The organism is Candidatus Eisenbacteria bacterium (assembly GCA_016867715.1).
Lineage (GTDB): Bacteria > Orphanbacterota > Orphanbacteria > Orphanbacterales > Orphanbacteraceae > VGIW01.
Genome location: VGIW01000079.1, coordinates 1 through 15,729 on the forward strand (window position 1 = coordinate 1; position 15,729 = coordinate 15,729).

General features: G+C 65.9%; 10 protein-coding genes, 1 rRNA gene and 1 pseudogene. 5 read left to right on the forward strand and 7 right to left on the reverse strand.

The genetic code is table 11. The features are described from left to right. Positions 1-433, reverse strand: a 16S ribosomal RNA gene (locus FJY73_11465); the annotation flags it as partial. Positions 434-901: 468 nt separating this feature from the next. Between FJY73_11465 and FJY73_11470 the strand changes: the two genes are divergently transcribed. The 3 genes from FJY73_11470 to FJY73_11480 are packed head-to-tail and all read left to right on the forward strand — an operon-like array spanning position 902 to position 4,558. Continuing rightward, positions 902-2,959 carry a PBP1A family penicillin-binding protein gene (locus FJY73_11470; protein ID MBM3321284.1) on the forward strand — a complete coding sequence of 686 codons (2,058 nt, stop codon included), beginning with the start codon at positions 902-904 and terminating at the stop codon, positions 2,957-2,959. Positions 2,960-3,016: 57 nt separating this feature from the next. Continuing rightward, on the forward strand, positions 3,017-3,877 hold the full coding sequence (locus FJY73_11475) for a class I SAM-dependent methyltransferase (GenBank protein ID MBM3321285.1): 861 nt from the start codon (positions 3,017-3,019) through the stop codon (positions 3,875-3,877). Positions 3,878-3,880: 3 nt separating this feature from the next. Beyond that, positions 3,881-4,558 carry an RNA pseudouridine synthase gene (locus FJY73_11480; GenBank protein MBM3321286.1) on the forward strand — a complete coding sequence of 226 codons (678 nt, stop codon included), beginning with the start codon at positions 3,881-3,883 and terminating at the stop codon, positions 4,556-4,558. A 6-nt stretch (positions 4,559-4,564) separates the two neighbouring features. Here the strand turns inward: FJY73_11480 and alr are convergent, their stop codons facing one another. From alr to FJY73_11495, 3 genes and pseudogenes are all read right to left on the reverse strand, one after another. Continuing rightward, positions 4,565-5,743, reverse strand: coding sequence for an alanine racemase (gene alr / locus FJY73_11485; GenBank protein MBM3321287.1), 1,179 nt, complete (start codon positions 5,741-5,743; stop codon positions 4,565-4,567). A 679-nt stretch (positions 5,744-6,422) separates the two neighbouring features. Further along, a pseudogene (locus FJY73_11490) lies at positions 6,423-7,192 on the reverse strand (SDR family oxidoreductase). A gap of 118 nt (positions 7,193-7,310) precedes the next feature. Further along, positions 7,311-8,975 (reverse strand): NAD-dependent malic enzyme, encoded by a 1,665-nt coding sequence (locus FJY73_11495; GenBank protein MBM3321288.1) that lies wholly within the window; start codon positions 8,973-8,975, stop codon positions 7,311-7,313. Positions 8,976-9,432: 457 nt separating this feature from the next. On the opposite strand from FJY73_11495, the gene mazG reads away from it, so the two are divergent. Both mazG and FJY73_11505 read left to right on the forward strand, forming a co-directional pair. Continuing rightward, positions 9,433-10,230 carry a nucleoside triphosphate pyrophosphohydrolase gene (gene mazG, locus FJY73_11500; protein ID MBM3321289.1) on the forward strand — a complete coding sequence of 266 codons (798 nt, stop codon included), beginning with the start codon at positions 9,433-9,435 and terminating at the stop codon, positions 10,228-10,230. An 88-nt stretch (positions 10,231-10,318) separates the two neighbouring features. Further along, positions 10,319-11,575: a hypothetical protein gene (locus FJY73_11505; protein ID MBM3321290.1), complete on the forward strand. Its 1,257-nt coding sequence runs from the start codon at positions 10,319-10,321 to the stop codon at positions 11,573-11,575. Positions 11,576-11,646: 71 nt separating this feature from the next. Here FJY73_11505 and FJY73_11510 read toward each other — a convergent pair whose 3' ends face one another. The 3 genes from FJY73_11510 to FJY73_11520 all read right to left on the reverse strand — a co-directional run. Beyond that, entirely contained in the window at positions 11,647-13,536 is a 1,890-nt protein-coding gene (locus FJY73_11510) for a sulfatase (protein ID MBM3321291.1), read from the reverse strand. Between the two features lie 90 nt (positions 13,537-13,626). After that, positions 13,627-13,986 carry an NUDIX hydrolase gene (locus FJY73_11515; protein MBM3321292.1) on the reverse strand — a complete coding sequence of 120 codons (360 nt, stop codon included), beginning with the start codon at positions 13,984-13,986 and terminating at the stop codon, positions 13,627-13,629. 330 nt (positions 13,987-14,316) lie between these two features. Then, positions 14,317-15,729 (reverse strand): OmpA family protein (locus FJY73_11520; protein ID MBM3321293.1); only part of this gene is annotated, 1,413 nt, incomplete at its 5' end.

The window sequence follows — 15,729 nt, forward strand, 5'->3', positions numbered from 1 at the left end:
GGCCTTCATCGCCCACGCGGCGTCGCTCGGTCAGGGTTTCCCCCATTGCCGAAGCCTCTCGACTGCTGCCTCCCGTAGGAGTCTGGGCCGTATCTCAGTCCCAGTGTGGCTGACCATCCTCTCAGACCAGCTACCCATCATCGCCTTGGTGGGCCGTTACCTCACCAACAAGCTAATGGGACGCGGGGCCATCCTCAAGCGGCAGGTCCCGAAGGATCCCCACCTTTGCTCCGGCTCCCATGTGAGAGCCGGGGCGTATCCGGTATTAGCACCCCGTTGGGGGAGTTATCCCGAACTCGGGGGCAGGTTCCCCACGCGTTACTCACCCGTTCGCCACTCTACTCGGGGAGTTGCCCCCCCTTTCTCGTACGACTTGCATGCCTAATCCACGCCGCCAGCGTTCGTTCTGAGCCAGGATCAAACTCTTCGTTGTCGGAAATTACGTATCTAAAGAAAGTACGCAACTCCGGAATCGTTTTTCGGACGAGCGGACTCGCGCCCGCCGTCCGGGGCTCGCACGATTCGACAAAACGGATGCACTATTCTGTTGTCAAAGAGCTTCGGCGATTTGCCAGAAGACAATCTAGCACATGCCGGCCGAGCCGTCAAGGTCGGGGCCTTCATCGGCTGGAATGAGCATCCTATGGCAACGTATCGACTTCCGTCAACTCTTTTTTTGCGTCCCCCCCCTGTTTTTTTCGGCCGACCGGAGGGTCCAACCAACTCACTTCCTCATAACGACTTACAGAACTACCAAGGCGCGGCATTCTGCGGGCGGAGCGGACAAATCGACCTCGGGGGCCGCGCCGCGAGCCTCGCAACCGGGTTCCTCCCGCTTGACCCCCTCCTCGGCGGGCGATAGATTCGTTCCCGCCGCCCCGAGGCTCGGAGGTTCTGTCCCATGCGCAAGCGTTCTCTCTTCGGCGCCCTCGCGGTCGTGTTCCTCTTCGGGGGGATCGGGGCCGGATTCCTGCGAGAGCTCCGGAAGGATCTCCCCCCTCTCGCGCGTCTCGAGCGGATCGAGCCGCCGATCAAGACCCTCTTCTTCACGGCGAACGGAGACACCCTCGCGGAGATCTACGAGTACAACCGCGCGCTCGTGCCCCTCGACCGGATCCCGAGGCCGCTCGTCGAGGCGGTGCTCGCGGTCGAGGATCGCAGGTTCTACCGGCACTGGGGGATCGATCTCCGCGCGATCCTCCGGGCGGTCGTGCGGAACGCGGAGGCGGGACGGGTCGTCCAGGGAGCGAGCACGATCACCCAGCAGCTCGCGCGCAATCTATTTACTCATGAAGAAAAGGGGTGGATGGCTCAGACCTACAATCGGAAGATCCGCGAGGCTCTGCTCGCGCTCGAGATCGAAAAACGCTACACGAAGGACGAGATCCTCGAGATGTATCTGAACCAGATCTATCTCGGGAACCGCTCGTACGGCGTGGAGGCGGCCGCTCGAGCCTACTTCGGCAAGCCGGTCTCCGAGCTCGATCTTGCCGAGTGCGCGCTCCTCGCCGGGATCATCAAGAACCCCCGCGATTACTCTCCCTCCCGCGATCCGGAGGCCGCGCGTGGACGCCGCGCCGTCGTCTTGGGTGTCCTCGTGAAGCAAGGGGTCGCATCGGAGGCGGCGGCCGATTCGGCGGCGAACCGTCCGATCGTTCTCGCGCCGGCCGCCGAGAGAAGATACCAAGCGGGCTATTTCGTCGAGTACCTTCGCCGGTTCGTCGAGGAGAGCTTTCCGGAAGAGGAGTATCTTCTCCGCGGGCTCCGGGTCCACACGACCCTCGACACGCGCATGCAGCGCATCGCCGAGGATGCGGTTGAGGAGCATCTCGCGTCGATCGAGAAGATGCGCGGCTATGCGGAGACGCGCGCCCGCTACCTCCGGCGCGAGCCGCGCGACGAGCCTCCCGACTACATTCAGGGCGCCCTCGTCGCTCTCGAGCCGGAGACGGGGCGCATCCTCGCGATGGTCGGCGGCCGGAGCTTCGCGGAGTCGAACTGGAACCGCGCCGTGCAGGCTCCGCGGCAGCCCGGCTCCGCCTTCAAGCCGTTCGTCTACCTCGCCGCCTTGCAGAACGGCTATCGCGCCTCCGACCTCATCCTCGACTCGCCGGTCGTTCTCCCGCAAGCGGACGGCACGCAGTGGAGGCCCGGCAACTACCACCGCGACTACTCCGGACTTGTCACGCTCCGGACGGCGCTCGCGAAATCGATCAACCTTCCCGCCGTGAAGCTCGTCCTCGCGATCGGCCCGGAGAAGGCGGCCGCCGCGGCGTGGGCGCTCGGGATCACCTCGACCATCGATCCGGTCCCCGCCCTCGCCCTCGGCAGCGAGGAGGTGAATCTGCTCGAGATCACGAAGGCGTACAGCGTGTTCCGGAATGGAGGGATTCTCGTCGAGCCGACCGGGATCGACCGGATCGAGGATCGGAACGGCGCCGTGCTCTACGCGAGCGAACGGGAGGCGCGCGAGGCGATCCCGGCCCCCCTCGCCGCTCTCATGACGAACCTCCTGGAGAGCGTCGTGAACGAGGGGACCGCCGCCTCGATCCGCAAGCAAGGATGGAAGGGACCGGTCGCGGGGAAGACCGGAACCTACGACGACTACACGAACGCATGGTTCATCGGCTTCACGCCTGAGGTGGTGGCGGGGGTGTGGGTCGGCTTCGAGATGAAGCGGAACATGGGGAGCGGGATGAGCGGCGACGTCGCGGCGCTCCCGATCTGGACCAGGTTCGCGACCGCGGTGAGCGATCCGACCCAGGAAGAGGGCTTCCCTCTCCCGAGAACCGGTCTCGAGTTTCGCACCGCGTGCACGGAGAGCGGTTTCCTGGCCTCGCCGCATTGCCCCCGCGCGCGCGAGGAGATCTATCTCGCGGGGACCGCACCCGAGACCGTCTGCCACCTCCACGGGCGCGCGGTGCCGGCCTCGTTCGTCGATTTCGGCGGAGGCCGATAGGACCTCCGCGCGGGTCCGCCCGCGCGAACGAGCGCAGGGCGCATCCGGAGGCGCGCGATGAGCGACTACGAGCTTCTCGACAGCGGAAACGGAAGGAAGCTGGAGCGGTTCGGCGCGTTCACGATCGAGCGCCCCGCCGCGCAAGCCGTTTGGAGGCCGCGGCTCTCCGCGGAGATCTGGGCGCGGGCGCACGCCTCGTTCGATCGCGCGGAGGGGAACCGCTGGCGGAACCGATCCGCTCTTCCCGAGGAATGGGTCGTCGCGATCGAGGGGATTCGGTTCCTTCTCTCGCCGACCGGCTTCGGACACATCGGCGTCTTCCCCGAGCAGAGCGACCTGTGGCCGTGGGTTCGCGCGGCGGCCGCGAAGCACGCCGCTCGGCGGGGCGTGATTCCTTCGGTCCTCAACCTTTTTGCGTATTCCGGGGGTTCGACCCTCGCGGCGGCGCAGGCGGGGGGGGAGGTCTGCCACCTCGACGCGTCGCGAGGGATGGTCGAACGGGCGCGCGGCAACGCCGCGAGAAACGGTCTCGGCGAGGCCCCGATCCGATGGATCGTCGAGGACGCCGCCAAGTTCCTCGCCCGGGAGGTTCGGCGCGGCCGGCGGTACGACGCGGCGATCCTCGACCCGCCCTCCTTCGGGCGCGGGCGGCGAGGCGAGGTCTTCAAGATCCACGACCATCTCCTGGCGCTTCTCGACCCTTGCCGAGCCCTCCTCTCCGAGGACCCCGCGTTTCTCCTCCTCACCAGCCACACGCCGGAGTTCTCCCCTCGCGTTCTCCGAAACCTTCTCGAGGATCTCGCCGAGGAGCGCGGAGGCTCGGTCGATTCGGGGGAGATGCTTCTTCGGGGAGGCCCGCGCGTGGTTCCTCTTCCGAGCGGGGCCTTCGCGCGGTGGACGCCTCCCGAGACGGATTAGACGATGGCGAACCGGCTTCTCCCCCCCGACGTCGGGCTCCTCTTCGAGGACAACCATCTCCTCGCGCTCTCCAAGCCCGCCGGGCTTCTCACGCAGCCGAGCGGGACGGCGCGGCCGAGCCTCGAGGCCGTCGCCCGGGCGTACGTGCGCGAGACGAAGGGGAAGACGGGGAAGGTCTTCCTACACGCGGTTCACCGGCTCGATCGCGAGGCGAGCGGGGTCGTCCTCTTCGCGCGGACGAGCAAGGCGCTCGCTCGCATGGCCGAGGAGATCCGCGCGCGCCGCGTTCGGAAGACGTACCGCGCGATCGTGGAGGGAAAGCCGCCCCGTGCGAGCGATACTTTATATGGATATATTCGCCATCGAAGCCATCGCGCGGAGACGGCGGAGCGCGAAGAGGCGGGGGCGAAGAAGGCGGTGCTCGCGTATCGCGAGGTCGGAAGCGCGGGCGGACTTCATCTTCTCGAGATCGATTTGGGGACCGGACGCTATCATCAGATCCGCGCGCAGCTCGCGCGGGAGGGGATGCCGATCCTCGGCGACCGGCGTTACGGGAGCCGCGCCGCGTTCCCGGGGGACGGGATCGCGCTCCATCACGCGGCGATGGAGTTCCGTCATCCGGTGAGCCGCGAGACGATCCGCATCGAGGCCCCGCCTCCGCCCGCGTGGCCGCTCGCGTGAGAACGATCAGGTTCCGTCGAAGCTGCGGCTTCCGAGCATCGTGCGCGCCCAGAGAGGGCGCTGGGAGCGGGTATAGACGCGCGGGACGCGCCGACCGATCGCGAGCGTGACCTCGTACGCGAGGCGATCGGTTCGCTCGGCGAGCTCGGCGACCGAGATCTCCTCCTCCCCCATCCGTCCGATGAGCACGACCTCGTCCCCCGCCTCGACCTCGGGGACCTTTTGGCAGTCGACCATGAACGCATCCATCGTGATCTGCCCGACGATCGGAACGCGCCGCTCGCGGATGATCACCTCGCCCCCGTTCGAAAGACGCCGGTTGTAGCCGTGGCCGTACCCGACGGGGACGGTGGCGATCGTCGTCGGCCCCGGAACGCGGTAGGTGAGGCCGTAGCTGATCGTCTCGCCCCCCTCGCATTTCCGCGCCTGGACCACGCGCGACTTTAATGCGACCGCGGAGCGGATCGAGATCCCCGGCGGCACCTTTTCCGGATCGATGAACCCGTAGAGCAGAATCCCCGGACGAACCGCGTCGAGGTACGTTCCTTCGAGCCCCCAGCAGAGACAGGCGGAGTTCGCCGCATGGACGAGCGGCGGCTCGATCCCTTCGGCTCGAAGGGCGGCGATCAGCCGGTCGAACGAGCGGATCTGCTCGAGCGAACACGCGATCTGATCCTTCGATGTCGCAGGGAAGTGCGTGTAGATGCCGGCGAGTTCGATCCCGTCGATTGCGGCGAGCTCCGCGAGGAAGCGGACCGCTTCCCGGACGAAGATCCCCCAGCGCCCCATGCCGGTGTCGATCTCGACCTGATAGCGCCCGACCACGCCCCTCTTTCGGCACGCCTCGGCATACTCGCGAGCCGATCCGATATGAATGATCGATGGCTCAATTTCATAGCGAGCGACCCGCTCCGCCTCTCCGGCCATCGGCGGGTTGAACATGAGGATGGGGAGATCGACGCCGGCCTCGCGGAGCTCGACCGCTTCATCCAGCGTGGCCACCGCGAGCCGCTCGACGCCGCTTCGGGCCGCCTCGTGAGCGACGGCGATCGCCCCGAGCCCGTAGCCGTCAGCCTTGACGACGAGGATGATCCCGCGTTTCGGGCCGATCAGCTTGCGGATCTCTCGGCTGTTGTGGGCGATCGCGTCGAGGTCGACCTCGGCCCAAACGGGATACCGGTCCACGACTACCTCCCGCACAGATCCTAGCCTAGGCTACCACACGCTCTCCCCGCCCGCCATCGGTGGATCACGGCGTCGTCGGAGCGACGACCTCGACCCGCTCCGGGGACGTCCCCACGCGTGGGTGATCGCGGCAGGAAGAGGCGGATCACAAACTCGGTACCTGATACCCTATTTCGAGACAAACCTGGGCGCGTGAGACCCGCCGTTCACCAACGTCACCACAGCGGGTGGCGGCCACGGGCGCCCGCGACGCGCGCAGCGAAAGCGAGCACGGCAGCGGGCGGATGGCCGACAGGACCCGCCGTCCGACGACGGAAGACGCAACTATGGCGGGTGGCGGCGCACCGGCCCGGGCTAGCCTGGACTATGCACGCGTTTCCTACTCTGGCCGCGGATCTCCCTTCGCGCTTCCGCGCTCCGGGAGCTTCCTCGGCGACCCGTCCCTCCGGGACGGGTGCCCGCCTCGGTCGCGCGAGAAGATGCCTACGAGGTCTCCCTTCCTTCGCCGCTTCCTCATCAGGGACCCGTGGCGCGCTTGGATCTTGTCGCGACGGCTACGAGCGACAAGTCCTAGCGCGCCGGGGGGGCCGAGACTACGATTCCGGGAGCAGCTCGTCCTGGTCGGCCTCTCGGCCCCTAGCTCCACATCCTCGCGACGAAAACGCGTGCATAGTCCAGGCTAGGAACGCAGATACGATGCGCCGTTCACGTCGAGAATCAGCCGGTCGCGAAGTCGCAGCGGCCCGACGCGAGGAAAGCGACCGCCTCCGCGACCTCCTCGGGCGTCGCCACGCGATCCAACGGGCTTTGCGACCGGATCTCCTCCCCCCTCGGTCCCCGGAGATAATCGGCGGCCATCTCCGTCTCCACCCAGCCGGGCGCGACAGTCATCACATAAATCTTATAGGGTGCAAGCGCTTGAGCCAGGGATTGGCCGAGCGAGCCCAGAGCCGCCTTCGCGGCGCCGTACGCCGGGGCGTCCGGCTCCCCGCGAAACGCGCCCCGCGACGTAACGTTCACGATCCTCCCGCCGCCCCCCTCCATCATGCGTCGGGCCGCGCGATACATGAGGTTCGCGGGCCCGAGAAGGTTGACGGAGAGGTTGCGCTCCCAGTGCGGGCGCCATTCCCCATCGCTCGCCCTCGTGATCGACTCGGCCTCGTAGATCCCCGCGTTGTTGACGAGGACATCGAGTCCGCCGAGCTCGCGCGCGACGTTATCGACGAGGCTTCGCGCCGCCCCGGCGGCCGCCGCGTCCGCCTGGAAGAGCCCGTGAGGGCCCCCTTCCAAGGAGCGGACCGTTTCCTCGGCTTCGTCTCGGCGCGCCCGGTAGTGGACCGCGACCCGCGCCCCGCCTCTCGCGAGGCGCTTCGCCACCGCGCGCCCGATCCCTCGCGAGGCTCCGGTGACGAGCGCCCTCTTCCCCTCGAACTCGCGCGCATCCGACATCGACATCACCGGCTCCTTCCGCGGGGATCGCAGGGAGAGAAAAGGGGCGCGCCGCCGCGCGCCCCCCCTGCGAACCGCGTCGAGCGGGCATCGCCGCTCTTCGAAACGCCCCGCGGCCCTACACGAACTTCGGATACGAAGGATCGTACATCTGAGAACGCATGTACGAGAGGATGTTCTCCGGTTTCGGCTTCCCCGCGAGACCCCGCTCGTACGCGACCTCGGCCGTCGCCGCCGCGATCACCGCGGAAACCTCGCGGATCCGCGTGAGCGGCGGATAGACCAGGCCGAAAGTCAGGTCGTCGCTTGTCACGGTCCCCGCGAGAGCCTTCGCGGCGCGGAAGAACATCTCGTCGGTCACACGTTTCGCCTCGCACGCGATCACGCCGAGGCCAACCCCCGGGAAGACGTAGGCGTTGTTCCCCTGCCCGGGCACGTAGGTCTTCCCCTTGTACGAAACCGGCTGGAACGGGCTTCCGCTCGCGTAGATCGCGCGCCCATCCGTCCAGGTGTAAGCCTCCTGAGCCGTGCACTCCGCCTTCGACGTCGGGTTGGACAAGGCGAAGACCACCGGGCGCTCGTTGATCTTCCCCATCTCTTCGAGAACCGACCGGGTGAAGGTGCTCGGCTTTCCGGAAACACCGATGAGGATGTTCGGCTTGATGGCCTTCACCGCCGACTCGAGATCCGGCTGGAACTCCGCGTCGTGCGCGTAGGGCAGCTTGTGCTCGGCGAGATGCGTCCGCTTCTTCACGACGAGCCCCTTCGAATCGAGGAGCCAGCATCGTTTTCTCGCCTCGCTCTCCTGAAGGCCCTCGTCGACCATCGCGGCGACGATGAGATCCGCGATCCCGACCCCCGCCTCCCCCGCCCCGAGGAAGAGGAACTTCTGGTCGAGGAGCTTCCCCTTGGTGATCCGGAGGGCCGAGTAGATGCCGGCGAGCGCCACCCCGCCGGTTCCCTGGATGTCGTCGTCGAATGTGCAGATCCTGTTCTTGTACTTGTCCAGGAGCCGGAAGGCGTTGATGTTGGCGAAGTCCTCGAGCTGGACGAGCGCCTTCGGCCAGAGCTTCAGGACCGCCTGGATGAACTCATCGACGAACTCGTCGTACGCCTCCCCGCGGAGGCGCGGCTGCTTGAGGCCGATGTAGAGAGGATTGTTGAGAAGCGAAGCGTTGTCCGTCCCGACGTCGAGCGTGACCGGAAGGCAGACCGCGGGATCGACTCCCGCGCACGCGGAGTAGAGCACGAGCTTTCCGACCGGAATCCCCATCCCGTCGGCGCCGAGATCGCCGAGCCCGAGGATCCGCTCCCCGTCGGTGACGACGATGCACCGCACGTCGTGGCACGGCCAGTTCTTCAGCACATCAAGGACAAAACCCCTGTCGTTGGCGGAGATGAACAGCCCGCGCGGACGCCGGAAGATGTTCCCGTACTCCTGGCACGCCTTGCCGACCGTCGGGGTGTAGATGATCGGCATCAGCTCCTCGATGTGGCTCATCACAACCTTGTAGAAGAGCCTCTCGTTCCTTCCCTGGAGCCCCATCATGAAGATGTACTTCTCGAGTTCGTTCGGTTTCGCCCGGTAGTTGACGAGAACCCGTTCGACCTGCTCCTCCTGCGTGTGGATGTGCGGGGGCAAGAGGCCGCGCAGGCTGAGCTCGTTCCGCTCATCCTCGGTGAACGCGGTCCCCTTGTTCAACGCGGGGTCGTTCAGCAAGGCGAAGCCCGTGGGGAGCCCGCTCTTGTGATAAACTACTTTGTGTCTCGACCTTTCTTCCATGACGCGTCGGTTCTCCTTCTCCCCCGCCGGCATGAGGGGGCGCCGCAAGAAACGTCGCCAAGCCTTCGTCCCGGAGATCGCTCGGCTCTCGCCGCCGGGGGATCTCCGCGCCGAAGACCTTCTCGATCGCGCGTCCGTGCGGGCGGAACCTCCGCTCGCTCCGGATTCGCCCGCTCCGCACGCGGAGGGCGATGACCGGGTGCGCGATCGCGCGGCCGCACGAGTGCGTCATTATAGCGCGGACCTCCGGAGCCGTCACCGAAGAACGGCGCCCTCGCCCGAGCCGAAACGCCGAGAAGGCCCGCCGCGCAGCCGATTGTCGGAGCGCGCGTTCCGCCGGTGTGCCCTCGAGTGCGCGCCGGGGGAGGGCGCTCCGAGCGGAGGGCCGGCTCTGGGCGGCGACAGGAACGGTGTGGTACGCTCGACGCGTCGTTTCGTCGAACGCGAAGGTGCGCGAATGGAAGAGCGAAAAGACGCGGGCGATCTCTTCGCGGAGCTCGTCGAGATGGTGGCCCATCTGCGCGGGCCGAACGGATGCCCGTGGGATCGGAAGCAGACCTACGAGACGATCCGGCCCCACTTCCTCGAGGAGGCGCACGAGGCGGCGGAGGCGCTCGCCCGCGGCGACTTCGACGAGTTCCGCGAGGAGATCGGCGATACGCTTTTTCTCGCGGCGTTTCTCGTCCGCATCGCCGAGGAGGAAGGACGCTTCGGCATCTCCGACTCCCTCCGCGCGATCCTCGAGAAGATGCGGCGCCGCCACCCGCACGTCTATGGCGACGCGGGCGGCAGAAACGAGCGCGAGGTGCTCGTCTCTTGGGAAGAGGCGAAGCGCGCCGAAAAGGGGAAGAACGAGCGCGAGTCGATCTTGGACGGGATCCCCGCTTCTCTCCCCGCGCTTCTCCGGGCGAGGCGCGTGCAGCAGAAGGCGGCGAACATCGGCTTCGACTGGCCGGACGCGGAACCGGTCCTCGAGAAGATCGAGGAGGAGCTTCGCGAGCTCGCCGAAGCGAGAGCCCGCGGCGAGAGAGAGGCGGTCGTCGAGGAGATCGGCGACCTCTTCTTCTCGGTCGTCAACCTCGCGAGGCTCCTCGAGGTCGATCCCGAAGTCGCTCTGAACCGCGCGACGGGCAAGTTCCGCGACCGCTTCCGCCGTATCGAGAACTCGATCGACGCCGCTGATCCTCCACCGCTCGAGGTTCTCGACCGCCTTTGGAACGAAGCGAAGAAGAAGCAAGGAGAAAGCACGCCGTGACAAGCCGCCGAGAGGGGAACTCGCCGGAGCACCCCTACCGCTCAGCGCCGACAGGACTCCCCGCCGGGCGAGAGCCGGGGGACAAGGAATGAGCCGGAGCACGAGGCAAGTCCGGAGACGATGGCGGATCACGCTGCGTCTCCTTCTCGCGCTTCTCCTCGCCGGCTTCGTTCTTCTCGCTCTCTACAACGCGTCTCCTCGAAACCCCGAGGCGCGGATGGCACCCATCGCAGCGACGGCCGGAGCCGGAGCGCGCGCCGAGCTCGTCGCTTCCATTCCCCGCCTCACCTCCTCCTACCTCTCCGAAGGCATCCTCTACGCGACCGAAGATCACTACCTATATCGTACAGAGCCATCCCGCGAAGGTTGGATCCGGTTCGAGGAACTCGGAAAGCTCCCCAAGATCAATCCCAACAGCGAGGTGCGTGTAAAGGACTTCCTCGCGCGCCTCCGCCTCGTCCGCGACCTTCGACGGAACCGCGGACCGAGCACCCTCGCGGTCTTGAAGAGCGGAACGATCCTTGTCTTCTACAATCATATCTACCGTTCGACTGATGGAGGGAAGTCCTTCCATTCGGTTCTCGACATCAAGAAAGAGGGCATCGCCCTTCCCTTCATGCACGGCGCCGCCGTCGATCGGAACGACGATGTCTACTTCGGCGAGTACGACTGCTCTCCGAGGCCTCACTCGATCCGGCTGTTCAAGGGAACGAAGGACGGGACCGAATGGAGCGTCTTTCACGAGTTTCCATATGGAGAGATCTTTCATGTGCATATCGTTCGATACGATCCGTATCGGGACCGGCTCTGGGTGTGCACAGGGGATCGCGACGAAGAGAGCGCTCTCTTCTTCATCGATGAAGAGAGAATCGGGCTGACTCGGCTGGGCGGAGGCGACCAAGGATGGAGGATTGTCGCCCTAATCCCTGCGGAGGAATGCCTCTACTGGTGCTCCGACGACGACCGCGAGGGGTCGAGCATCTACCGCTATGATTTCACGACAAACAAGAGGGAGCATGTTCGCTTCGTGGGGAAGCCGGGCTACTACGCGACCCGTCTGAAGGATGGGACCTTCGTTTTCAGCACGGCGTTTGAGAACAGGACGGCCTATAGCGAGAGGACACGCGAGGAGCCGACGACGGATCTTTGGGTTTCTCGAGACGGAAGCGACTGGACCAAGGTCCTCTCGCTTATGGGGAAGCCGGGAAAGCTCGGATGGGGAACAAGAAGACCGCAGATCTTGCTCCCCGCGGGGGACCTGGGGAGTGACTACCTGTACGCGACGCCAGTCGCCACGGAGGAAGGGGACTTCCCGCTCCTCGTTTACCGGATTCGTTGGGACTGACACCTTCTGATTCGCGATCCTACATCGATTCAACCGGACCGACCGGACCAAGTCGGGTTGAGGCTCGGATCCTATTCCACGTACCCGAGCGCCTTCAACTCGTCGCGGGTCTCGGGAGAGACGTCCACTTTGACCGAGGGGAGAGCGGCTGCCTCGACCTCCCGAATGATCCGCCTCATCATCTCGAGCATCAAGGAATCGCCGGAAGCGCCAGGAGCTTCCCCCGCCTGCTCCCCGAGATCTCTATCGAGCCGGTAGAACCGCTCGTGGAGGAGCTCGTCGTTCGGTCCGTATTCCTGGATCAGCTTTCCCACCCCGGCGTACAGCGCTCGCAGTGCAGGCGAACCATTCGCGGCATAGACGGTTCGGCCGAGATCCGGATCGAGGAGGCTACGCCCTCGCCATCCCGCCACATCCCACTCGGCCCCGAGAAGATCCCTTATGGTGGGGGCAACATCCACGAGACCAACCATCCTCTCCTCGCAGCTTCCGGGCTCCGGCCCCGCCCCCGCGGGAAACTTCACGATCAAAGGTACGTGCAGGAGCTCGTTGTAGAGCGTGTGGCCATGCTCCCACCCGTCGTGCTCCCCGAATTCCTCGCCGTGATCCGAGGTGAAGACGACGAGCGCACCCTCAAAGAGCCCGGTTTCCTCCAGGTGTCGGACAAGCCGGCCGAAGTGCCGGTCGAAATAGGCGACCTCGGCATCGTACTGCGCGACAAGCGCGTCCGCCTCGGCCTTCGACAAAGGAGTCCCGTCCATCGGCGGCGCGTCCCTTGGGGTGGGAATCAGTCTTCCCTCTCCCCGCGCGAACCGGCGCCACCGGTCCCCCTCGCCCGGGGGGCGGTAGGGCGCGTGCGGATCGGCATAGTGCAGATACATGAACAGCGGTCGTCCCTTCTCCCGATTCGCCTCGATCCACTCGATCGCCCTCTTCGTCAACTGCTCGGCGTTGTACCGCGGATATGTGGTCGAGCGCTTCGAGAGCCCGAGCCGGACTTTGGGGATGGTGAGCCCCGCCCATTTCAGTCTGGTGTTCCCGATGTCCATGAGGTCGAAGCCTTTGTCGAAGCCGAAGACCGGGCTCACCTGTACGCTCGAGATGATTCCCGCTGTCGCGTATCCCTCGACCTTGAGGTACTGTGGAAGGATCGGCACCTCGGACGGAAGCGCATCCCAGAGCTTGCGGGTGCCGACCTCGGGTGGGTAAAGCCCGGAGAGGAGGCTGGCGCACGAGGGCCGGGTCCAGGGGGCCTGCGAGAAACTTCGTTCATAAAGAACCGACTCGCGGGCGAAAGCGTCTACCTCGGGGCTCGTCGGGAGATCATAGCCGTAGACGGAGAGATGGTCCGGCCGGAGCGTGTCGACGAGGACAAGGAAGATGTTCGGGCGATTGCGGGCGGATGGGCGCTCGGCGAGAGGATGCGCGCCGGACGATGGATCGAGATAAGGAACGATCCGCAGCAGACCGAGGATCGCGAGAAGAAGCGCTGCGGCGAGGAGACTCCTTCGAACCGAGCGCCCGAAGGAAGCGACGGAGATGAACGTCCGAACCACCGCGCCGACGACAAAGAACACCGCGCCCCAGAAGCCCGTCTGCTTGATGAGCGAAAGCGGATCCGCGAAGACCGGCTCCCAGAAGCCGATCGGGGTCGTGAGAAGCCAGAAACCGGGGAAGACACCGAGGAGGGCCCCGTATGCGCCGGCCGCGTTCGGGGCGAGCCGGTGTGAGAGCCGAAACGCCGTGCAGGCGGCGAGGAAGACCGGAAGGAGGGCCAGCCCCGGGAGGAAGGCGATCCCAGCGTTTGCCGATGCCGTATCGAAGAGATAGCGGGCCGGATGATTCGTCTGTATCAGCAGAATCACAGTTCGGATGAGCCCGGCAATGAGAGCGAGCGGGATCGTCACGCAGAGATAGACGATAGCCGCTCTTCGCAGCCAGCCGGATCTCGCCTCGCTCATCGCTCCTCCCTCACGATCTCCTCGATCCCTGTCTCGCCGCTCCGGGGATCATCCAGGAGCCCTCGGTTCGCCCTCTTCGCGCGGGGAACATCACGCCCGCAATCGTAGAAACTCATCCAGGATTCCCCGGTGGTCGAATGCCATCTTCTCCGGAAGTTCCTCCCATCGAAAGAAGCGGACGGACCGCGCGTCGTCCGCTCCGCGTGCGTCCCCCGTTCCGACCGCGGCGAAGACCACCGTGATCGTGTGGAAGCGCGGATCGCGGTCCGGATCCCCGTAGGCGCGGAACTGCTCCTCGACCCGGATCCGAAGCGATGTCTCCTCCTCCCCCTCCCTTCGCGCGGCCTCCTCGAGGCTCTCCCCCCACTCGACGAAGCCTCCCGGCAGCGCCCATCCGTGAGGGGGGTTCTTCCGCTCCACCAGAAAGACGCCCGAGCGACCGGCGTCCATGAGGATCAAGTCGACCGTCGGAAACGGGTTCCGCCGCCTCTCGACCTCAGCCCCGCAGCGCGGGCATCGGACGCTCCTCCGGTCCACGCGACACCTCCCCGAGGGGTTGGGGGCCCCCCCCTTGATCTCCCCCGCCCCGATCGTTCGCTCCAGGGTTCCTTTCGCGCTCAGAGGCGGTCTCTTGGGCACGGACCGGTCTCTTGGCACGAGGGGATGTGCGGAAGCGGCCAAATCTTGAGCGCCCCCGTCAAACGATTGAGCGGACGTGCCTCCCTCCAACGAAAAGGGGGCGCCGGCAATCGGCGCCCCCCGAAGCAACGAAATCGGTCATTAGTTCAGCCGGTGGATTTCCACGCGGCGGTTCTCGAGGCGACCCGCCTCGGTGTTGTTGGTGGTGAGCGGGGTGCTCTCGCCCTTCCCCGTCGCCTTCATCCGAGCCGCGTTGATGCCGTGGTCGATGAGGTACTGCATCACCGCGCCGGCGCGCTTCTCGGAAAGCTGCTGGTTGTAGGAGGCCGACCCGACGTTATCCGTATGTCCCTGGATCTCGATCATGATGTCCGGGTTCGCCTTCATCGAGCGGACCAGCTCGTCGAGGATCTGCTCGCAGCCGGGGAGAAGGACCGCCTTGTTGAACTCGAAGTTGCAGTTCTTGAGGGTCTCCCGCGGAGCGATATCCGGGCACCCGTCCTCGTCCTGGAACTGGTTGAAGGTCTCGGCGCTGTTCGGGCATTTGTCCTTGTGGTCCGGAATGCCGTCCTGGTCGTTGTCCGGGTCCGGGCAGCCGTCCTTGTCCTCGAAGCCGTCGAAGTCCTCCGGCTGGTCCGGGCACTTGTCCTCGCTGTCCGGGATCCCGTCGCCGTCCCGGTCGGGCTCCTTCGGGCAGCCGTGGTTCTCGGCCAATCCGGGCTCATCCGGGCAGAGGTCGAGCTCATCCGGAATCCCGTCCCCGTCGTTATCCAGATCGGGGCAGCCGTCGTCGTCCTGGAAGCCGTCGAAGTCTTCCGGATCGTTCGGGCACTTGTCCAGATAGTCGGGGATGCCGTCGCCGTCCCGGTCTCTCTCGCTCTCGCCGAACGCGAGGTTCAGAGAGATGCGGTGGTTGTTGCCGAACGACTCCTCCATCTCGTCCACGAACGCATAGTCGAGGCCGATCCCGTAGAAGCGCGGAACCTTGAGACCCAAACCGACCGAATAGCCGTTGTCCTGGTGGTCGCGCCCGATGTCCATCACGCCCGCGCGAACCGCGAGGAGATAGCCCGGATAGTACTCGAACCATGCCTCGCCGCCCACGTGCCACACGGTCTGATCATCCTCGAGATGCTCGAGGTCCGCCGCGAGGAGAAGGTCGCCGATCGGGTTTACCGCGAAGCCGGCGCGCACGTTGTACGGAACCTCGTCGTCCCCGATCTCCGAAGCGAGATCCTGAAGGGCGATGCCGAAGTTGACGCGGCGCCCCGCCTCGAAGAACGCGCCGAGGTCGACGCCGCCGCCGGACTCCGACTCGCCGTCGATCTTCTGGTCGAAGATCTTCCCGGTGATTCCCAAGCCGAAGGGACCGTACTGACGCGCGAGCGTGAGGAGGATGAGGTTGTCCGAGATGTCGAACTCGCCCTGGGAGGGTCCGACGACTGAGCGCCTCTCGAACCCGTCCATGCCGGCATTCGTCCAACCGATACCGACGGACGCGAGCGAGAAGCTGTGCGCGTAGCCGAAGAAGTTGTGCGCGCGGTCGAACTCGTA